This is a genomic window from Thermococcus gammatolerans EJ3 (assembly GCF_000022365.1).
Taxonomy (GTDB): Archaea; Methanobacteriota_B; Thermococci; order Thermococcales; family Thermococcaceae; genus Thermococcus; species Thermococcus gammatolerans.
The window spans coordinates 1,040,990-1,060,275 of record NC_012804.1; the positions used below are offsets into that span (position 1 = coordinate 1,040,990).

Here is a 19,286-nt window from a genome sequence, read left to right on the forward strand (position 1 = left end):
TCGGAATGGGGAGGAAGATAGCCGGGATAGACGAGGCCGGGAGGGGACCGGTCATTGGCCCGATGGTCATAGCGGCTGTGGTCGTTGATGAGGAGAAGCTGAAAAGTCTGGAGGAGCTGGGGGTAAGGGACTCAAAAAAGCTCACCCCTGGGAGGAGGGAGCGGCTCTTTGATGAAATAATTGCGCAATTGGATGATTATGTAATCATTGAATTATGGCCAGAAGAGATAGACTCCAGGGAGGTAACGCTCAACGAGTTCGAGGTTGAGAACTTCTCGAAGGCCCTGAACTCACTGAAGGTTAAACCGGACGTTGTCTATATCGACGCGGCCGACGTCAAGGAGGGGCGCTTCGGGGAGGCCATAGGCAAGTTGCTCAAGTTTAAAGCGGAGATAGTTGCCGAGCACAGGGCGGACGATAAGTTTGTTCCGGTTTCAGCCGCCTCAATCCTCGCGAAGGTGGTGAGGGACAGGGCAATTGAAAAACTCAAGGAAGAGTACGGGGAGATCGGATCCGGTTATCCCAGCGATCCGAGAACGAGGGACTTCTTGGAGAGGTACTACCGCGAACACGGCGACTTTCCGCCCATCGTGAGGAGAACGTGGAAAACAGTGGAAAAGATACGAAAAAAGCTGGAATCGGAGAGAAAAGGATCTCAGCTAACCCTTGATTCGTTCGTTGTCTGAGAACTTTCATCTGTTACGTACTTCTTTGGAAGGCCACCGGGTCTTGACTTTCTCTCCCTCCTGCCCCTCGCGAGGGAAACCTTCTTTGGAAGCCCCCTATGCTCCACGTAAACGGTCGGTGGAAGGGGTATCGCCGGGATCAGTCCGGGCTCTTCAGCTCTCTCGGCCTCCTCCGATTTCTTTCTCTTCTCCTCCACGTATTCAACAAACCTCCTGATCCGGAGTCCCCTGCCAATCCAGTAGAGGTAGTCGAGCAGTGACTCCCTGAAGGCGTCCCAGTTGACTATCTCGTAGACGACCACGCCCATAGTAACCGCCGCTTCGGGAACGAGGGCCGTGGCGTAGAAGCTGAACTGGGTCTTTCCACCGAGGGCATACTGGAGGGCGAAAAAACCAACGGTGCTCCAGAATATGCCGAATGGAACGAGGATAAGGTTTCTCCTCTTCCAGACGTAGGGGACCGCAAAGATGGCCACTACCATGAACAGCAGGAGCGTTGGGTTGGTGTCCGCAACTATGTCGGGGTTGAAGTGGAAGTGGAAGGAGTTGCCGTTGTAGAACCACTCCCAGAACGGTGCCGTCCACGGGTTGGGACCCTTGTAGCTGAGGTGCCACTTGAAGCTCCCAAGGAAGTTCCGTAGCCAGTCGTTAAAGCCCACCACCTTTATTGCCGGGATCTCCGGCAGGAGGAAGCCGAGTAGGGGAAGGGATAAGCCGGCCGTCAGGAAAGCCAAAAGGGGCTCAAGGGCCTCCCTGCTTGAGTAGGTGAACTCCGCAACCGCCAGAACCGTCAGAATTGCCAGTATCTGGAAGTACTTGGCGTCCCAGTAGTCGGCCAGGTACTCGGAGTAAGCAACTACGGTGAGGCCGAGTAGAATCAGTATAACTACCATCCGGATAGCTTTCCTCCATCCGGCTTTCTCCTTGGCATCGGCAAGTAGGCGGAGGAACAGGACGGGGTAGCCAAAGGCACCGCTCAGCTTCGTTGCACCCGCCAAACCAATCCCAAAACCTGACCAGTTCCTCCAGCCGTAGGTTAGGAGGAACGTGAAGAGAGCGACGAAGACGCCGACGTATATGTCCAGCATCGCGGTTACTGCGGTCGCCTGAAGGGTCGGGTCGACCGCGACGAAGAATAGGGCTATGAGGGAGGCGAGGTAGCTCTTTGTTATCCTGTAAGCTGTGAGGAGGACGAGGATCTGAAGGAAGCCGTAGAGGATCAGCCCCGGAACGCGCCAGTAGAAGGGTTTATCACCTAGGATGAGCATGGAGAGCATTATGAAGTCTTTGCCAAGGAGAGGATGCTCGAGGTTCAGGTAGTTCTGGATGTTGTCCTTATCGGGATACCTGAAGCCCGTTACGGTGTAGTAAGCGTTCTCCGGGATGTTGTTTTGGAGGTAGCCCATGAAGTCATCCAGCTTCTCCCTCGGGATCTCGACGTAGATCCCCGGGAACTTCTGGTAGTTTACGGTGGCGGACATGTTTCCCTCGTACATTATGATGGCTTCGTCCACAACGTGCTCGTACTCCGCCTTTTCATCGTCGTTCGAGAAGATGACGTTCACGCCCTCGTACCCGTTGTGGACGTAGTGGGCCTCAAGCCCCAACCGGTGGAGCATGTTCCTCGATGCCGGGACGTACCAGACCTCGTCGCCCACGTAATCGTTGAGATCAGCCCGCGAGGCTGTGTCAAAAGCGTACCACAGCGAGGCCCCGATCATGCCGGCCGCGAAAAGAATGAACAGAACTAATTTTACCTGCCTCATCGTTACCATCCTACCACCCGCCGATATTGGGTTTATCCCCTTTTAAGCTTCTCCATGCCTCAACTTTTTAAACGCTCCCCCCAATTAGTGCCGATGAGCTGGGTTAACGAAGTCACCGAGGATCAGGTTGAACTCGCGGTGGAGCTGGTGAAGAGAGGTCTGGACGAGAGAAAGCTCCGCTCAAAGCTTGGTCCTTACTGGAAAGAGCTGGTTGAGGTAGCCAAGGCCAGATTACGGGCAAAAGACAAGTTTTCCAGGCAGGATCTGTGGATGGATCTCGAGGGGCTTCGTTACGCAACCCACGAGATCGTTGCAAGGTACCGGGCGAAAAGGCTGGCGAACTTCGGGGTGAAGAGCATAGCAGACGTCTCGTGCGGGATAGGGATACAGTTAATCTTCTACGCGATGAAGGTTGAGAGGGCCTACGGGATTGACATTGACCCTGTTAAGATAGAGTTCGCGCGGAGAAACGCCGAGAAATACAGAGTGAGCAACATCGAGTTCATAAACGGGGATTCGCTCTCAGAGGAGACAATCAGGAGAATAGACGCGGAGGTAGTCTTCTCAGATCCGGCAAGACCTCCGGAAGCCCCGGAGAGAACGCTTGAGGGGCTCCTGCCCAGTCCACTCAGGGTTTACGAGGCCTATCGGTCAAAGGTAAACGCCTTCATCTTTGACCTTCCTCCCCAGATGAGGCGTGAAAAGGTTCCTTGGAGTGGAGAATTCGAGTACATCGATCTCTTCGGGGCGATAAACCGGCTGACCTTCTACTTTGAGCCCCTTGCGAGGGCCGAGAGGAGTGCCGTGACGCTTCCAAAGGGTGCGCGGCTTGAGAGCAATCCGGATCTCGAGAACATAGTTGAGTGGACGGAAAAGCCGGGCCAGTACCTCTACGAGATCCCGCAGAGCATAGACTACGCCGACTTGATAAACGAGCTATTCCACGCGGTAGAGGGCGAGATGAAAATGCTTCTCCGGGAAAAGAGGCGCGTTTTAGCAACCGGAGACGACGAGATCAGAAGCGACTACTTCAAGAGGGTTTACTCCGTCGTGGCCGTTCTGCCCTTCCATCCGGTCCGGATCAACGACTTCCTGAGGAGAGAGGGCTTTGGCAGGGCAACCCTCAGGATAAGCCTGCCCGACCGGGAGTACTGGCGCTTCCGCAGAAAGGTAGAGGCAGGGCTGAATGGGGAGAGAAGGGCCTTCGTCTTCCAGCTGGGGAGAAAGGCGATCATCGCGGAAGAGCTATAACTCCTCTATCCTTGCGTTTCTTATCTTCTTGGAGCCTATTCTAAGGCTCTTGAAGTAATCCACGTGCTCTTCAGGTAGAAACAAGTCCAGTCTCGTCTCCCTTAGGCGTTTCTTTTTCTTCCTTGTTTCCTGTTCCTTCTTTGTGATAGTTCCCTGTCCAATGAACTCGTCGATTTTGCGGTACATGGTTTCAGCCGGTGAGAATATGCAGAACGGTATAAAACTTTTGCCGACGAAAGGATTTTATTGACACTCTCTGATACACGTCTGGTGATTCAGATGAGAATCGAAAGGCTTCGCGAATTTATCGCAGAAAAGGAACTGGACGGCGTGATAATAACCCACAGGCCAAACATCTACTACTTCACGGGTTCCGCTCCCGTTCTCGGCGGCTACCTGATCATAACTGCCGACGATGCTTTGTTCCTCGTTCCCCAGCTGGAGTATGAAGAAGCCAGAGAAACCTCACGCGTTCCGGTTGAGGCCTTCAAGCGCGGCCCGGAGCTCTTCGAGAGGCTCAAGTCCTTCAGGCTAAAGAAGCTCGGAATCGAGGGGAGAACCGCCTACTCAACTGTCCAGAGCTACCGCGAGAAGCTCGGCGTTGAGGAATTCGTTACTGTTGATGACGTCATCAAAGAGCTGAGAATGATTAAGACGAAGGAAGAACTCGAGGTCATCCAGGCCGCGTGCGAGATAGCTGACCAGGCGATGCTTACCGCGATAGAGGAAATCAGCGAGGGCAAGCGCGAGAGGGAAATAGCTGCCAAGATGGAGTACGTCATGAAGATGAAGGGGGCCGAGAAGCCGGCCTTCGACACGATAATAGCCAGCGGATGGCGCTCCGCTTTACCTCATGGCGTTGCAAGCGACAAGAGGATAGAGAGGGGAGAGCTCGTCGTCATCGACGAAGGCGCGCTCTACAACCACTACAACTCCGACACGACGAGGACGATAGTCGTTGGCAGTCCCAACGAAAAGCAGAAGGACATCTATCAGGCGGTTCTTGAAGCCCAGAAGAAAGGCGTTGAGATGGCGAGGCCTGGAATAACGGCGAAGGAGCTCGACACAATCGTTAGGGACGTAATCAAGGAGTACGGCTACGGCGACTACTTCATCCACTCGACGGGACACGGTGTCGGTTTAGAGATACACGAGTGGCCGGGCGTTAACCAGAGCGACGAGACGGTTCTAAAGCCGGGCATGGTAATAACGGTAGAGCCCGGAATCTACATCCCCAAGTTCGGCGGGGTCAGGATAGAGGACACGATAGTCATCACCGAGAACGGTGCCAGGAGGCTTACCAAGACGGAGAGGGAGCTAATCTAATCCCCAAACTTTTTTATTCACATCTACACACTACCATTGAGCGGTGATGACGATGGAAAGCGTTGAAAAGCTCATCCTCCAAGAACTTCGCGAGATCAAGGAGGAGCTTAAGGCACTCAACTCGAAGATTGACAACTTTGCGGGCTATTTCGAAGCCGATGAAGGCGAGCTTCGGGAGCTGATGAGAGAACTGGAGGATGCCAAGAAAAACGGCGTGAAGTTAGAGGAGGTTCTCCATGAGCTATGAGGTCATTCTTTCGCGAAACGCTTTGAAATTTCTCAAGAAACTGCCTCCGGCTGACAGGAGTCGGATAAAGGATGCCCTTCTTAAACTCGGTCAGAACCCATGGTTCACTCAGTATAAAAAGCTCAGGGGCTATCCTTTCTACCGCATAAGGGTCGGGGATTATCGTGTAATCTACAGCGTTGATGAGAACTCGAAGACCGTGTACGTTGTAAGAATCGGGAAGAGGGATGAGGTTTACAGGAACATCGGGTGATGCTCATGCAGATACTCGAAGAGAAGCCCAAGGAGGGTATAGTGAAGGTAAAGGCCGAAACGCTGGACGATCTCTGGCACCTCTACCACGTCATAGATCCCGGTGATGTAGTTTATGCTAAAACACTGAGGAAGCAGGCCCAACGCTCTGACTCGCTTAGGGCCGAGAAGGTCGAGGTCATTCCGGTTTACCTTGGTGTTAAGGCGGAAAAGATAAACTTTCACAAGTTTGCAAATCAGGTTCGCGTTACCGGGCCGATAGTCTACGCAAGCAGGGACGATGTTCCCCTCGGCAAGTACCACACGATAACGATTGAGGAAGGAACCGTCGTAACAATCCAGAAGCCCCGCTGGAAGGAGCACCACATCGAGCGCCTTAAAGAGGCGATAGAGGCCTCGAAGAGGGCCAAGGTAATGATTGTCGTCATCGACGAGGGGGAAGCTGACATAGCACTCGTCCGCGAGTACGGCGTCGAGATGGTGGCGAGCATAAGGCGGAACCTCGGCGGGAAGCGCTACAACACGGATAGAGAAAGCGAGGAGAAGCGCTTTTTCCACGACCTGGCCAAGACGATGGCCGAGCTGATGGAGAGGGAGAAAATAGAGAAGGCTATCGTCGCGGGCCCCGGCTTTGTCAAGGAGGACTTCCACAAGTTCCTGCGCGAGAACTATCCTGAGCTGGCGAAGAAGGTAGTCATCGAAGATACGAGCGTAACCGGAAGGACGGGCATCTACGAGGTCATCAAGCGCGGAACCGTTGACAGGGTTTACCACGAGAACAGGGTTGCCAAGGAGGTTCAGCTAGTTGAGAAAGTCCTCGAACATGTCGCAAGGAACACGGGGTTGGCCACCTACGGCCTCAGGGAGGTCGAGGAAGCTGTAAACTACGGCGCGGTTGAGACGCTCCTCGTTCTCGACGAGCTGTTGAAGGGCGAACACAGGGAGAGGATAGAGGAGCTCATGGACGCCGTGAGGTACGCGAGGGGCGAAGTGGTCATCGTCAGCTCGGAGCACGAGGGCGGTGAGAAGTTGAAGGCTCTGGGCGGTCTAGCGGCTCTGCTGAGGTTCAGGGTGAAGTGAGCCTGGAGCGCACAAATGAGAGGGCGAGTTCGGCGAGCCTTATTGCGTTCTCTGCCTCCTCTTTATCTGGCTCGTGGAGGGTTGGATACCTCGCCTCAACGGCGTAGGCGGTTAGAACGTCAACATCATCATCGAAGAGCTTTAGGAATTCTGAATCCACTTCAGCACATAGGAGTATGAGCTCTCCAATGTCGTGGGTTCTCTTGATGGGCATTCCCCTCGATACTAAAAACGCTTTTAGAGCCTTTTCTGCGCACTGCTGGGCGTGAAAAGTTGCGTAATCGTAGAATTCGAGGGAAAGGCTGTTTTTAGCCAGTATTAGGTCTTTCTCAGCCTTCTGGAGCCACTCCCTGAAGCTCAAATTTTCACACCCTCCCTCAGGGCGTAGTAGTAAACAAAGCTCGTGTCATCTTTGACTTTCTCCAGCTCGTCCCTTGAGATGAAGATGATATCCGCCTTAATTCCCTTCAACAGAAGCTCCCGGTGCATTCGTTTGTAGGCTTCGAGTTCCCTTTTCCTTTCTACCGGCTCCGACAGAACGACCAAAACGTCCCAGTCACTGTTGGCTCTAAAATCTCCCCTGGCACGGGAGCCGAAGAGGATTACCTCATCGACTTCAAGACCCAGTTCGCGGGACACTCTCAAAATTACATCGCGGATAAGCTCCGAGCTCATGGGTGATACTACACCCTCCTCCTATTTATCGTTTGTCATATAGCTCCACGTAGGGGTCGCCCTTGAACTCGGGGAAGGGTTTTTCATCGCCGCCCTCGACGAGAACCCTCTCCTTCTCCTCCGTGAACTCGCCGAGCTCAAATGCCAGAATTCCATTTTTAAGTAATTCAACAATTAAAGCCTCACTTTTCTCGGGCGGTGTAATGGCTATCAGGGTGCCCGTTGAGGACACACTCCAGGGTTCAAGCCCGTAGAAATCGAGAACCTTCCTGACGAGGGGATCGAGGTGGAGCTTATCCGCGTAGACCCTGAAGCCGACTCCTGAGTTGTCGGCTATCTCATGGAGAGCAGTCAGGCCTCCTTCAGTGGCGTCGTGCATTCCCCTGACGAAGGGCCTCGCTATCAGGGCATCCGGAACGACAGTTTCGAAGTAAAAGGAGCGCTTTAGTCTCATCAATTCCTTTTTGGTCAGCACGCCGAGGAGTTCCCTCCCCCTGAAGTATGCGGCAGAGACCGCGAACTCAAGGCCTACCTTGGCCGTCACGACTATTCTATCGCCCGGTCTCGCTATCGGCAACCTGAGCTTGTCCTTCCGCACTATTCCTGCAACCGCTGAGGTGCCCGTTGGTTCGAGGACGGAAGGGTAAACCCCAGTGTGTCCCCCTATAACAGACCCCCCGTACTTGAGACACTCCTCGTTTACGTCGGCCATTACCTCCCTGACGTATTCCTCTGATGTGCCCTCCGGAAATAGAAGGTTCAGCACGAGCCATCTTGGTTCGGCACCGAAAACCGCAACGTCGCTGGCCGCAAAGTGGTATGCGAAGAACCCGAAGGCTTCTTTGGGAACGCCAATCACGGGATCCGTTGCAACGACGAGGTAGTTCTCCCCGTCGTACTCGAGAACCGCCGAATCAAAGCCTTCTTTTGGCCCGTAAACGACCTTCTCGTCCTTAACACCCAGGTAGGGGAGGACGGTTTTCCTGAGGACATCGTTCCTGAGCTTTCCGGGTGGAAGCTTCATCTTCCACGCACCTCCTCCAGCAGTGACTTGATTTCCCGGAGGGTTTCCTCATCGCAGTCCCAGCACATGATCTCAAAACTGGGAACGCGAACGCTCACCCTTACCCTTCTCCTCCTCGCGATTTTGCTCACCTCGTAGTTTACCCGATAAGCCATGTCCATTAGTTCCGGTTTTATCGTTTCTTCCTTATCTATGTATTGGAGCGGGCAGCCCTCGCGCCACTGCCTCCTTCTCGAGTGTTCGTACATGCGGTAGGGCCTTACGTCGGCTTCTTCTGCAAGCCTCTCAACTTCCTCGGCCGTGTACTTTATCAAGGGGCGGAGGATAGGAAGTCCAATCCTCGGTATCCTGCAGAGCCTTATATCGCCCTTACACTGGTCGAGCAGCGCCCCAATTATCTTGTCGTTGGCGTTGTCACCCTTGGCCAGGATCTCAAAGCCATTGTTAAGGGCGAACCATTTGGCGTTCCATAACATAACCCTCTTGCAGTGAATGCAAACGGGCCCCTTCCTGCCAACGGCTTCCCGGAGCAGTCCATCGGTAATGTCGACGAGGTAGTGTTCGACACCCAGTTTTCGGGTAAATTTCATCGCCCACCTCAGTGTCTCGTGCCAGCTCCAGCGGTGGAAGAAGGTCAGGGCTGAAACGTCGAGACCAGCCTCTTTGAGAAGGTAAAGGGTTAGAGAACTGTCCTTTCCGCCTGAAAAGAGGACGAGAATTCTCTTGTCTGTGAGACTTGTTTCCCTGACAAAGCTTCTGATTTCTGATATCGTCTCCTCAAGCATGTAAAAAAATAGGTAAGGGGGTTAAAAAGCCTCTGCAGAGGTTTCCCCGGATTCACTCTCCGTGAGATGGCGGTAGGCGATTGTTATTGAAATCGCCGCGTATGGGGTAAGGACTATTGTTGCGAGGGCCGAACCTATGTAGGGAATGAAGCTGAGAATAACCCACACAAGCCCGACGATTATTACCAGCACGATAAGGTAAACGAGAACTTCCCCGAATCTGCCGGTTGTCAGGTTTATGCTCTCTTTTATTGCATCTATCGCACCGAGGTTCTCAATCATTATTAACGGAATTACGAAGGCCGTGAGCATCAGCCAGAGAAGTCCAGGAATTACCAGCAGGAACAGGCCAATGAAAAATCCTATCCCTATTATGAGGGATGCTATGGTCAGGTCAATGATTTTTCCGAAGGCCGCATTAAGCCCTTCCATGTAACTCGCAGGGTGGCCTTTAAGCTCTTCATCTGCCATATGGACGAGGGCACCGCTCGCTATAATCGAGAGGATGAACGAAATAAGGGACAGCAGGGCAGCCGTTGTGGAAATACCAAATCCCACTTCTGGCTTTCCAGCGGTCAGGCTCGAAACGAGGTCCACAGCCGCAGGAATTGCTGGCGGAATGAAAAAGCCGTAGTTGTCAGTCATAATCTCAAGAGGCCTCCGAAGGGCTTCGCCAACATCGATTGTTCCCATAAGACACCACACTCCAACGTTTTGGGGTGAATAAGGCGTTCACCTTTATATACCCTCTCCTCTCGAAGTTTGAACCTTAAAGAGCCCAATTCGAACCTCTGAGTTTTGTTAGGCCCACCAAAGATTTATTAAGGACTTCGCCAACATCAAGTGGAATTAGGAAAACCTAACGGTGATGAACATGATTGTGCCTTTACTCTCACTGGTGCCAGGGGAACGGGGCGTTGTCGTTGATCTGAGGGGAGGGCCCAACTTCAGGAGCAGGCTCTACGCGATGGGACTTGCTCCAGGAGCCATCGTCAGGGTTCTTGAGAGCTATCCCAGGGGACCCATCATACTAGAGGTGGGCGGGACGAGACTGGCGCTCGGCAAGGGAATGGCATCGAGGGTCTTTGTGAGGAAGCTCTGAGGTGGTAGCATGGCGATGAGGGTTGTCGCCCTAGCCGGGAATCCCAACGTGGGGAAGACCACAATATTCAACGACCTGACTGGGATGCGCCAGCACGTCGGCAACTGGCCCGGCGTCACCGTCGAGAAGAAGGAGGGCGTTTTTGAACATAAGGGAGAGCGATTTCTCGTCGTTGATTTGCCCGGAACTTATTCACTCACAGCCCACTCAGTTGACGAGCTCGTGGCGAGGAACTTCCTCCTCAACGGGAATCCCGATGTCGTCGTGGACGTCGTTGATGCCACCGCCGTTCTGAGGAACCTCTACCTCACGATGGAAATCTTCGAGATGGGGCTGAAGAACGTAATCATAGCCCTCAACAAGGTTGACCTTGCTGAGAAGAAGGGCATAAAGATAGACCCCGTTAAAATGTCAAAGGCCCTCGGCGTCCCGGTCGTCCCGCTCAACGCGAAGGAAGGGGCCGGAATCGAAGAGCTCAAGGAGAAAATCTGGGAGATGGCGCACGGGATGATAAAGACGAACCCCGTTTTACCGCGCTACGACCCCGAGGTCGAGAGGGAAATCGAGCACATCTCCAAGTGCCTTGAGGGAACCGAGCTGGCCGACCGCTATCCACTTCGCTGGCTGGCGATAAAGCTCCTCCAGCGCGACGACGAGGTCATGAAGCTCGTTCTTAGACACCTCGGCGAGGAGAAGCTGAAGGAGATAATGACCCATATTGGAGAGGCTGAGGAACGCTACGGACGGGCGATGGATCTAATCATAGCCGGCCAGAAGTACGAGTTTATAGATGACCTGACCCACGAGTTCATGGGGCACTGGAAGGCAAAGGAGACGCTCACAGACCAGCTCGATAGAATCCTCGTCCACCCGGTTTACGGCTTCATAGCGATGGCATTCGTCTTCTACATCGTCTTCAAGTTCGTCTTCGCCTTTGGAATGCCCCTTCAGGGGATTCTGGACGATGCCTTCGGCAGGTTCGGCGAGTGGCTTGCTCCCCACATAGCGGACGAGACCCTTCGCGGTCTCCTCGTGGACGGTATAATAGGCGGCGTCGGCGCGGTGCTGAGCTTCTTCCCGCTCGTCTTCCTTCTGTTCCTCGCGCTGTCCTTCCTCGAAGACCTTGGCTACATGGCGAGGGTAGCGGTGCTAATGGAGGGCATCCTCAGGAAGTTCGGCCTGCCTGGAAAGGCGATAATACCCCTCATCCTCGGCCTCGGCTGCAACGTTCCAGCTGTTATGGCCACGAGGACGCTCGACGAGGAGAAGGACAGGCTCGTTGCCATGTTCGTCAATCCGTTCATCCCCTGCTCCGCCCGCTTGAGCGTCATCAGCTTCCTCGTCGGGGCGTTCTTTGGCGGAGACGCCCTCGTCGCTCTGGCAATCTACCTGCTCGCATTCGCGGTGGCGTTACTTTCGGCAAAGCTCGTCAGCAGGTTCGTCTCGGGCGAGGAGAGCCCGTTCGTCATCGAGCTCCCAGAGTTCCTCCTTCCAAGCTGGAAGAGCCTGCTCCTGCACTCGTGGGAGAGAAGCAAGGAGTTCGTCCAGAAGGCAGGAACGGTAATCCTCGTTGGCTCGATAATCATATGGTACCTCAGCAACTACCCGGTACCTATAGGAACCGGGAAGAGCTACGCCGAGAGACTCGGCCATCTTGTCGCGCCCTATCTCAACCTCATGGGGCTCGACTGGAAGGCGGGCGTTAGCTTAATCTTTGGAATAATTGCCAAGGAGAACGTCATCTCAACCTACAGCATCCTCTACGGTGGTCTGAGCGGCGACGCCCTGAGGGAGGCGATGATGTCCGCCATGAGCCCGCTCCAGGGCTTCGTCCTGGCCGTCGTTACCACGCTCTACATACCGTGCATAGCCACCATCGGTGCCGTAAGGGCGGAGAGCAACTGGAAGTGGGCGCTCGCGGTCACGGTGTACATGATAACCGTTGCCTCGCTCCTCGGAATCCTGATATGGCACGTTGGAACGGCGCTGGGGTTGTGAAGATGGGCAAGATGGAGGAAGTGCTGAGGCTCATCAACGAGGGCAAGCGGTTTCCGCAGGAGATTGCCGAGGAGCTTGGAACTACGGTCGAGGAAGTCGAGGGAATCATAGAGCTCCTCAAGAGCCTCGGCTACATTGAGGAGATTGAGCAGGGGCCCGCCTGCGAAACCTGTCCGCTCAGGAAAATCTGCTACGGGAAGTGCCTCGTGCCGAGGGTGAAGGTGCTTAAGCCAAGCTTTGGAGTTCGGGAAAGGGAATTCACGAAATGAACGTCTGACTTTTTGCTTTTATTTTACGCCCGTAAAATATTTAAGCTTCCCGCCCTATATGGTGATGGTGATACCATGAAAGCGGTTATTCTCGCCGGTGGATTTGGAACGAGACTCAGGCCACTCTCATCAACGAGACCAAAGCCAATGATTCCAGTTCTCGGGAAGCCAAACCTCCAGTACATCCTCGAGGCACTCGAGAAGGTTCCTGAGATAGACGAGGTAATTCTCTCCGTCCACTACATGAGGGGTGAGATAAGGGAGTTCATAGACGAGAAGATGGCAGATTATCCCAAGGAAATCCGCTTCGTCAACGATCCGATGCCCCTTGAGACAGGCGGTGCTCTTAAGAACGTTGAGGAGTACGTGAGCGATGACTTCCTCGTGATTTACGGCGACGTCTTCACGAACTTCGACTACCGCGAGCTCATAAAGGCCCACGAGGAGAACGACGGGCTGATAACTGTCGCGGCAACCAAGGTCTACGACCCCGAGCGCTTCGGAGTCCTGGAGATGGACGAGAGCGGAAAGGTACTACACTTTGAAGAGAAACCCAAGAGGCCCAAGACCAACCTCGTTGATGCGGGAATTTACGTTGTGAACAAGAAGGTCCTCGAGGAGATTCCAAAGGGCAAGGAGGTCTACTTTGAGCGCGAAGTTCTTCCGAGGTTCGTCGAGCGCGGTCAGGTTTACGCTTACAGGATGCCAAAGGGAACCTACTGGGTTGACCTCGGAACTCCAGAGGACTTCTTCTACGCACACCAGATAGCCCTCGACGAGATGGCGAGGGAGAACGGATACTTCTACATAGCAGAGAGCGCCGAGGTTCCGGAGGACGTCGAAATTCAGGGACCGGTTTACATAGACGAGGGCGTCAAAGTAGGACACGGCGTCAAGATCAAGGCCTACTCCTACATCGGCCCGAACACTGTAATAGAGGATAAGGCCTACATCAAGCGCTCTGTCCTCATAGGAAACGATATAATCAAGGAGCGCGCCGAGCTGAAGGACACCATACTCGGCGAAGGTGTCGTAGTGGGCAGAAACGTTATCATAAAGGAGAACGCTGTCGTTGGCGACTACGCCAAGATAAAGGACGATCTCGTGATCTACGGCGCCAAGATACTGCCCTGGAAGAAGGTTGAGGAATACGAGGCCTACATCAAGATAAAGCTTGACCCGACGAAGGTCAGGCCCGGCCAGTATCCCGACCGCTGCCCGCTCGGCCTTCCGGAGTGTATCTACAAGAAGTTCAAGGCGATAGCCGGCGAGAAGCCGCCGTGCGACGAGTGCATTGAGAACCAGTGGCTCTTCTGAACTTTTCAATATTTCATCCTCGGGTTGTACTCGAGGAGCATCATCCCGTTCTTGAAGATCCTTATCGTCCCGCTCTCAGACAGGCTTATCGCCGTTGCCTTGGTCAGTTTGGTTATACCCGCCGCGGCTATGTGCCTGCTTCCCAGACCGGGGGGAAGTCTGAGGTTGAGGCTCTTTGGGTCAACTTCCAGATAAACTCCCGCGGCCAGAATTCTTCCCCGTGAGCTTACTATGAAAGCTCCATCGAGCTGGGCGAACTCCTTGATGATCTCCTTGCTTTTTCTGTCGAGAACGTTTATCTTGTGCCCTTTGAAGGGATTTGGGAGCATACTGTGGGAGTGCTTCATGACGTTCTTGACGTCACCGACAACGAAGAGCGTACCGATTGGGTGTCCCTCCCTTCCCTCGATGCTCAGTTCAATTGCTATCTCAAGGAGCCTCTGGACTACGGATTGAGAGTGTGAGAAGAAGCCGTTAACGGCGAACAGGTTCTTTTTGACGGATTTGATGCCGAGCTCGGAACTCGAGACGTAGACGAAGGATTCCCCCTCTTTTATGAGACCCTGCTCGATCAGGAAGGCCGAGACGAGGTTGAGAACGCTCTCCCTGTCAAGGGTTGGGGGGATACTGAGACGGAGTAAACGTCTGTTGCGCACATCGAAAACCGGCCCCACGATGACGACGGTCAGTTTGGTGTTGAGGAGGAGTGCTGATTCGACTTCCTTTGGTGGGGTCTCCAAGAAGACTATTATCCGGGACTTTATCTTCTCAGCAACGGCAACTGCCGCCTCACTAAGGACGTGAATTGTCATTTTTTCGACCCTTATGGGAATCTTCCCGTTGAATTATTTAAAATTTTTGTTACCAACTGGAGATCCTCGCAGGGAATTAGGTAAGCTTAAAAAGGGTGAACTTGTATAAATGGGGGGAGAGGAATGGGGGAAAAGTTGAGGATCGTGGTCGCGATAACGGGAGCGAGTGGCAGCGTTTATGGGGTAAGGCTTATTGAGACCCTCAGGATGCTTGGTCATGAGGTTATAACCCTCGCCTCGAAGAGCGGGATGGCGGTTGCAAGGCATGAACTCGGGATCGAGTTAAAGCCGGATTATAACGAAGACGATCTCTTTGCTCCCCCTGCCTCGGGTTCCTATCGCTTTGACGCAATGGTCATAGCTCCATGCTCCATGAAAACTCTTGCCTCAATAGCCAACGGCATAACTGACAACTTGATAACCAGAGCCGCCGATGTGGCCCTCAAGGAGAGAAGAAGGCTCGTGCTCCTCATTCGGGAGACGCCGCTGAACGTGATACACATCGAGAACATGTTGCGCGTTTCGAGGGCGGGGGCGATAGTTATGCCGGCATCTCCAGGTTTTTATACAAAGCCCAAAACATTGGATGATATGGTAAACTTTATAATATGGAGAGTCCTAGATCAGATAGGTGTGAATGTAAACTATCCAAGATGGGGTGAGGGGCCATGATACAGCTCGACGACCTCGATAGGGCTATACTCAGGTTGCTCAAAAAGGACGCGAGGCTCACGATCTCAGAGATAGCCGAAGCTCTTAACAGGCCCGAATCCACAGTTCATTTCAGAATCAAAAAACTCATCGAGAGGGGGGTTATAGACCACTACACCATACTCCTTGGACCTGAGCTAAGGCCCAAGCGGACGGCGTTAGTTATTCTCCAAGTTGAGACCCCCATAATTGAGGACTTCCTCGAGCGCTACGTGAACCACATCATGAAGACCCTTTCAATGCTCCCCAACGTCCTCCTCGTCGCTAAAAGCGGTAGGGACACCGTCATTGCCCTGCTAGGTGACGAGAACGAGGAGAAGCTCAACGCTTTCATCGACGAGAACATAAGAACCCTGCCAACGCTTAAATCGGTTAACGTCTATCCGGTAGATGATGTGAAGAAGGGTGAAGAGCTCGTGGGCTTCCTCGTGGAGGTGTAACCAGGGAATGGAAATCGAGGTTAAATTTCGCGTGAATTTTGAGGAAGCCAAGAAAAAGCTGGAAGTCCTCGGGGCCCGATTGCTCAGAACGGAAGAGCAGGAAGATCTCTATTTCTCCCTTCCACCGAACGAACTGTTGAGAATAAGGAGGATCAGAAATCTCGGGAAGACTTACCTGACCCACAAGCTCATCGTGGATCCCGGCAGAAACGAAGAGTTCGATGAAATCGAAGTCGAAGTCTCGGGTTTTGAAGAAATGAGGAAGATACTGAGGCGTCTCGGCCTCCAGGAGGACGTGCTGATAAGGAAGCACCGTCTCGTTTACCGGCTTGGCGATGTTACCTTCGAGCTCAACCGGGTTGAGGGAATAGGAGAGTTTCTGGACATTGAGGTGATTTCCGAGAATCCCAAGGAGGCCAGGGAGAAGATATGGGAGTCCGCAAGAAAGTTGGGACTCGATGAAAACGACGTTGAGCCCCGGCTTTATACAGAGTTAATGAAAGAGAAAAACGGTTAAACCAGTTTTTCAAGAGTTTCCTTTGCTATATCACCGAGTTTTACCCACCTCTTTCCCTCGAAGGGTAATATAACCTTGTCCTCAACGTTAACAAACTCCTTCACGAGGCCTTCAAGCTCCTTTATCCCAAACTCGCCGATGAGAACCAGCATGAAGCCCTTTTGGTTCAGATCTCCCTCCCTCAGAACGCGCTCCGCTTCCTTCATGAACAGTTCCCAGTACTTTCTTGTAACGTCGGGAAGATCCTTTGCGAGGCGGTAGAGGAGTATCATTGCGTTCTCGCGAACGTAGGGATTGCGTGACTCCACGAGGCCCAGAAGCCTTTTAACGGTTTCTTCATTGAGATGGGGCTTTATCACGTCGGGGTTGCTGTCCATGACCATCGTTAGGGTGAGAAGGGCATCACCAACAATACCGGGATTGGAGTCTTGGAGGAGCTCAAACAGTGCCTCACGAACCTTTTTGTCCCTAGCCGCGTCCTCAACGACCATCTGGATCTGATCGCTCTCGAGCATCTTTTTGACTTTACCCTTTTTTGATCCGAATGAGAAGAATGCCATGGTGTTTCACCATTTGAGTGCTTCAACGTCAACACTTAAAAACTTCTCCCCCCTTAATCATACGCCATGTTCATGCCTAGAGTATTGGAAAGAGCTTTCCTTAGACCGTTTGCTATTAGCTCCCTCTTAGTGATCTCTCTAGTGATCCTATCCCGCTCCCTCTGCCCCTGCTGGGCTGTTGTCTTAGTCTGGCTACTTGGCCTCCCTCTGGTGAACCTTGCCTTTCCCAATTCTTCACTGGCAGTTAAGCTTTCAATAGCCCCAGCAGTGGGGATCTCGATTTTGGCTATTGTTTTCCATCTTTTCAGTCTATTGGGGATTGGAATAACGGTCGGAGCGGTTTTTCTCGTTGTGTTGACCTTTGTACTGCTGGTTATCTCATGGCAGGAGTTAAGCGGGTTATTGAAAACTCTTCCCCGTGAGAGGGACGACCTTCTCAAGTGGGGCGTTCCCATACTGGTCATGGTGATGATCCACTGGGCGGTTTACACGTACCCCACCGACAACGTTGACAACTTCTTCCACGCGACTAAAATCGAGTACATGCTCAGGTACGATACCACCTATCCCAAGGTTGTTCCAATCTTTAACATCCTAACTTATCCCGCCGGCTATCACTCCCTCGCATCTTTCATAATGCTCCTGAGCGGGGAAAGGGTGATACCCAAGGTCATGCTGGAACTCAGGCTCTGGGAGTGGGTCTTTCTGGCCATGGGTCTTTACGCCCTCTCCTACACATGGTTCGGGAAGAAAGTTGCAAACTACACTCTTCTGACTATGTTAGGGGTGAACATACTCCACTACTACCTCTTGGTTTATATAGCTCCAAACTTTCTTGGATTCTACTTCTTTGCAGTTCTCCTCGCCATTTTCGTCGAGGTGTACAAAAGGCCCGATAAGCGAAAATATCCCCTTCTGGTTCTCACGAGTGTGGGTGCCATCCTGGTTCACCCCTACAGCTATCAGAACTACGTCTTTGTGGCCGCGGTTTACCTCGGCCTTAAGCTCCTCTTCGATGGCTTGAGCACCCGTAACTTAACCTCATTTTTAAAACAGGCCATCACATTTTTTGCGGTTCCCCTTTTCGTCCACGCCATTGTTGATCCCTACTTCTGGTTTCCTTCCCTGGTCCACATAAAAATTGAGTACCCTTGGGCCTCTTATATAGGGGTTGCTTTGTCCAAGCTCTCCCTCTTCCATGGTAAAGGATCTAGGGACACTTGGTGGTATTTTGAACTCTTTACAAAATGGGCAACGGTGAGGAACGACAACTACCTCGGAACAATATTCACGTTTCTCGGTGGGGTTTTCCTCCTATATAAAAGGGAGTATCGGAGAAAAGGGGCCTCACTCGTAGTTTTTTCCGCCTTCGTCCTCCTCCTAATCCTTGACAGGCTGACGGTAAACGTCTCCGTACCATTCTACAGCACGGCCGCAATAGAGAGGATGTTCCTCTGGCTGGTCCCCGTGCTTCCCGTTTTCGCCGGGACTGGGCTCCTATGGTTCCGCGAGCTCGTGTTCGGACTGCCGGTGCGGGAAGTGAGTAAGAAGCTCTTCTATCTGAGCGTTGTTGGAGCGTTCTTCCTGACCCCTGCCTTGGGGACGGCCTACGACCTCCTCTCAGCGGAGGCGAACTTCTACGTCAGGGCTGACAACCTTGATGACTTCCACTGGATCTCCACCCATTTCCCTAACGTTACCATCCTGAACTCCTGCACATTGGACTCTGCACAGTGGATGCCCTTCTTCGAGCCTTCCAGTGGTGTGAAGGTAATGTTCAACAGCAGGATTAAGAGGTGTAGGATAGGTAACATTACCCCATCCATCTTTTTGGAGAGGTTGCTGAACGAAAGCGCTGTCCTTCCAGGTTACATCGCCTACATCGATACCAACGCCCCCAGTCTCAATCCGCTGGAGCTCTTTCAGGAGTACAAGCTCCTGAAGACGAACGGGAACAACTGGGTTTTTGACCTTTCTTCTAAGGACACATCGACGAACGAGAGAAAAGCTGCCGCCGCCCTGAGGGTCTGCAGCGATTTGATCCCCGGCAATACCGAGAGGTACGGAAGATACTTTGTCTACGGCTTTGGAAAGAAGTACTTTGGCATAAGGAGGATGTACCTTGAGGGTTTAGATTACGCCTGGATAAAGGGCAGAAAGGGAGTGATAGGATTCGCTCCATGCAGGGAATACGGAGGTTTCGTTATAGACCTCTATTCTCCCCAGAGCCAGTCTCTGAACGTTACTGTAAACGGGAAACTGGTGGGGGAGTTTAAGCTTGATGCAGGAGAAAACAGGCTCAATATCCCAGCTGAACTTCAAAAGGACAGGGTTGTCTTCTTATCCATGTCCTCAGAGAAGGGTCCTCTCTTCGTGCGGTTCATTAAACTGCTTCCCCGATCTTGAGCTCGGAAAGGTTTATTATTTGTCATCTTAGAATCCTCACGTGATCTCAGGTTTCCATAATG

The 19,286-nt window shown here is 52.8% G+C and carries 24 protein-coding genes; 14 read left to right on the forward strand and 10 right to left on the reverse strand.

Annotation, left to right across the window (positions count from 1 at the left end; all coding sequences use genetic code 11):
• Positions 1-5: 5 nt before the first annotated feature.
• Entirely contained in the window at positions 6-686 is a 681-nt protein-coding gene (gene rnhB, locus TGAM_RS05535) for a ribonuclease HII (protein ID WP_015858706.1), read from the forward strand.
• Here the strand turns inward: rnhB and TGAM_RS05540 are convergent.
• Positions 656-2,461, reverse strand: coding sequence for a membrane protein (locus TGAM_RS05540; protein ID WP_015858707.1), 1,806 nt, complete (start codon positions 2,459-2,461; stop codon positions 656-658). The genes rnhB and TGAM_RS05540 overlap by 31 nt on opposite strands.
• An 84-nt stretch (positions 2,462-2,545) precedes the next feature.
• Here TGAM_RS05540 and TGAM_RS05545 point away from each other — a divergent pair, with 84 nt between their 5' ends.
• Positions 2,546-3,703 (forward strand): class I SAM-dependent methyltransferase, encoded by a 1,158-nt coding sequence (locus tag TGAM_RS05545; protein ID WP_015858708.1) that lies wholly within the window; start codon positions 2,546-2,548, stop codon positions 3,701-3,703.
• On the opposite strand, the gene TGAM_RS05550 is transcribed toward TGAM_RS05545, so the two are convergent.
• Positions 3,698-3,889, reverse strand: a complete 192-nt coding sequence (locus tag TGAM_RS05550; protein ID WP_015858709.1) for a PCNA-inhibitor — start codon at positions 3,887-3,889, stop codon at positions 3,698-3,700. The two genes, TGAM_RS05545 and TGAM_RS05550, sit on opposite strands and share 6 nt — an antisense overlap.
• An 87-nt stretch (positions 3,890-3,976) precedes the next feature.
• Here TGAM_RS05550 and pepQ point away from each other — a divergent pair, with 87 nt between their 5' ends.
• The 4 genes from pepQ to TGAM_RS05570 are packed head-to-tail and all read left to right on the forward strand — an operon-like array spanning position 3,977 to position 6,608.
• Positions 3,977-5,029 (forward strand): Xaa-Pro dipeptidase PepQ, encoded by a 1,053-nt coding sequence (gene pepQ, locus TGAM_RS05555; protein WP_193777125.1) that lies wholly within the window; start codon positions 3,977-3,979, stop codon positions 5,027-5,029.
• A 46-nt stretch (positions 5,030-5,075) separates the two neighbouring features.
• Positions 5,076-5,276 (forward strand): hypothetical protein, encoded by a 201-nt coding sequence (locus TGAM_RS05560; protein WP_238516181.1) that lies wholly within the window; start codon positions 5,076-5,078, stop codon positions 5,274-5,276.
• Complete coding sequence (locus TGAM_RS05565; protein WP_015858712.1) at positions 5,266-5,529, forward strand: type II toxin-antitoxin system RelE family toxin; 264 nt, start codon at positions 5,266-5,268, stop codon at positions 5,527-5,529. The genes TGAM_RS05560 and TGAM_RS05565 overlap by 11 nt, the downstream gene beginning before the upstream one ends.
• Before the next feature lie 5 nt (positions 5,530-5,534).
• Entirely contained in the window at positions 5,535-6,608 is a 1,074-nt protein-coding gene (locus TGAM_RS05570; RefSeq protein ID WP_015858713.1) for an mRNA surveillance protein pelota, read from the forward strand.
• Here the strand turns inward: TGAM_RS05570 and TGAM_RS05575 are convergent.
• The 5 genes from TGAM_RS05575 to TGAM_RS05595 are packed head-to-tail and all read right to left on the reverse strand — an operon-like array spanning position 6,595 to position 9,785.
• Positions 6,595-6,969 carry a HEPN domain-containing protein gene (locus TGAM_RS05575; protein ID WP_015858714.1) on the reverse strand — a complete coding sequence of 125 codons (375 nt, stop codon included), beginning with the start codon at positions 6,967-6,969 and terminating at the stop codon, positions 6,595-6,597. The two genes, TGAM_RS05570 and TGAM_RS05575, sit on opposite strands and share 14 nt — an antisense overlap.
• Positions 6,966-7,283: a nucleotidyltransferase domain-containing protein gene (locus TGAM_RS05580; RefSeq protein WP_015858715.1), complete on the reverse strand. Its 318-nt coding sequence runs from the start codon at positions 7,281-7,283 to the stop codon at positions 6,966-6,968. Before TGAM_RS05580 ends, TGAM_RS05575 begins: the two co-directional genes overlap by 4 nt.
• 25 nt (positions 7,284-7,308) lie before the next feature.
• Positions 7,309-8,307 carry an AIR synthase family protein gene (locus TGAM_RS05585; RefSeq protein ID WP_015858716.1) on the reverse strand — a complete coding sequence of 333 codons (999 nt, stop codon included), beginning with the start codon at positions 8,305-8,307 and terminating at the stop codon, positions 7,309-7,311.
• Positions 8,304-9,092 carry a DUF7411 family protein gene (locus TGAM_RS05590; protein ID WP_015858717.1) on the reverse strand — a complete coding sequence of 263 codons (789 nt, stop codon included), beginning with the start codon at positions 9,090-9,092 and terminating at the stop codon, positions 8,304-8,306. The genes TGAM_RS05585 and TGAM_RS05590 overlap by 4 nt, the downstream gene beginning before the upstream one ends.
• Positions 9,093-9,113: 21 nt before the next feature.
• Positions 9,114-9,785 (reverse strand): hypothetical protein, encoded by a 672-nt coding sequence (locus TGAM_RS05595; RefSeq protein ID WP_015858718.1) that lies wholly within the window; start codon positions 9,783-9,785, stop codon positions 9,114-9,116.
• A 181-nt stretch (positions 9,786-9,966) separates the two neighbouring features.
• Between TGAM_RS05595 and TGAM_RS05600 the strand changes: the two genes are divergently transcribed.
• The 4 genes from TGAM_RS05600 (at position 9,967) to TGAM_RS05615 (ending at position 13,778) form a co-directional block, all read left to right on the forward strand.
• Positions 9,967-10,194: a FeoA family protein gene (locus TGAM_RS05600; RefSeq protein WP_048811182.1), complete on the forward strand. Its 228-nt coding sequence runs from the start codon at positions 9,967-9,969 to the stop codon at positions 10,192-10,194.
• A gap of 9 nt (positions 10,195-10,203) precedes the next feature.
• Positions 10,204-12,192 (forward strand): ferrous iron transport protein B, encoded by a 1,989-nt coding sequence (gene feoB / locus TGAM_RS05605; protein WP_015858720.1) that lies wholly within the window; start codon positions 10,204-10,206, stop codon positions 12,190-12,192.
• Positions 12,193-12,194: 2 nt separating this feature from the next.
• Positions 12,195-12,461, forward strand: coding sequence for a DNA-binding protein (locus tag TGAM_RS05610; protein ID WP_015858721.1), 267 nt, complete (start codon positions 12,195-12,197; stop codon positions 12,459-12,461).
• A 75-nt stretch (positions 12,462-12,536) separates the two neighbouring features.
• Complete coding sequence (locus tag TGAM_RS05615) at positions 12,537-13,778, forward strand: sugar phosphate nucleotidyltransferase (RefSeq protein ID WP_015858722.1); 1,242 nt, start codon at positions 12,537-12,539, stop codon at positions 13,776-13,778.
• Positions 13,779-13,783: 5 nt separating this feature from the next.
• On the opposite strand, the gene TGAM_RS05620 is transcribed toward TGAM_RS05615, so the two are convergent.
• On the reverse strand, positions 13,784-14,590 hold the full coding sequence (locus TGAM_RS05620; protein ID WP_015858723.1) for a DNA integrity scanning protein DisA nucleotide-binding domain protein: 807 nt from the start codon (positions 14,588-14,590) through the stop codon (positions 13,784-13,786).
• 135 nt (positions 14,591-14,725) lie between these two features.
• Between TGAM_RS05620 and TGAM_RS05625 the strand changes: the two genes are divergently transcribed.
• The 3 genes from TGAM_RS05625 to cyaB are packed head-to-tail and all read left to right on the forward strand — an operon-like array spanning position 14,726 to position 16,258.
• Complete coding sequence (locus tag TGAM_RS05625) at positions 14,726-15,262, forward strand: UbiX family flavin prenyltransferase (RefSeq protein WP_015858724.1); 537 nt, start codon at positions 14,726-14,728, stop codon at positions 15,260-15,262.
• Positions 15,259-15,741 carry an Lrp/AsnC family transcriptional regulator gene (locus TGAM_RS05630; RefSeq protein WP_015858725.1) on the forward strand — a complete coding sequence of 161 codons (483 nt, stop codon included), beginning with the start codon at positions 15,259-15,261 and terminating at the stop codon, positions 15,739-15,741. The genes TGAM_RS05625 and TGAM_RS05630 overlap by 4 nt, the downstream gene beginning before the upstream one ends.
• Positions 15,742-15,748: 7 nt before the next feature.
• Positions 15,749-16,258 (forward strand): class IV adenylate cyclase, encoded by a 510-nt coding sequence (cyaB, locus tag TGAM_RS05635; protein WP_015858726.1) that lies wholly within the window; start codon positions 15,749-15,751, stop codon positions 16,256-16,258.
• Here cyaB and TGAM_RS05640 read toward each other — a convergent pair.
• Together TGAM_RS05640 and TGAM_RS11420 are read right to left on the reverse strand one after the other, a co-directional pair.
• Positions 16,255-16,818 carry a hypothetical protein gene (locus TGAM_RS05640; protein ID WP_015858727.1) on the reverse strand — a complete coding sequence of 188 codons (564 nt, stop codon included), beginning with the start codon at positions 16,816-16,818 and terminating at the stop codon, positions 16,255-16,257. The two genes, cyaB and TGAM_RS05640, sit on opposite strands and share 4 nt — an antisense overlap.
• Positions 16,819-16,871: 53 nt before the next feature.
• Positions 16,872-17,282: a hypothetical protein gene (locus tag TGAM_RS11420; RefSeq protein ID WP_148206271.1), complete on the reverse strand. Its 411-nt coding sequence runs from the start codon at positions 17,280-17,282 to the stop codon at positions 16,872-16,874.
• 4 nt (positions 17,283-17,286) lie between these two features.
• Here TGAM_RS11420 and TGAM_RS05645 point away from each other — a divergent pair, with 4 nt between their 5' ends.
• Positions 17,287-19,224 carry a DUF6541 family protein gene (locus TGAM_RS05645; protein ID WP_148206272.1) on the forward strand — a complete coding sequence of 646 codons (1,938 nt, stop codon included), beginning with the start codon at positions 17,287-17,289 and terminating at the stop codon, positions 19,222-19,224.
• Positions 19,225-19,286 lie beyond the last annotated feature (62 nt).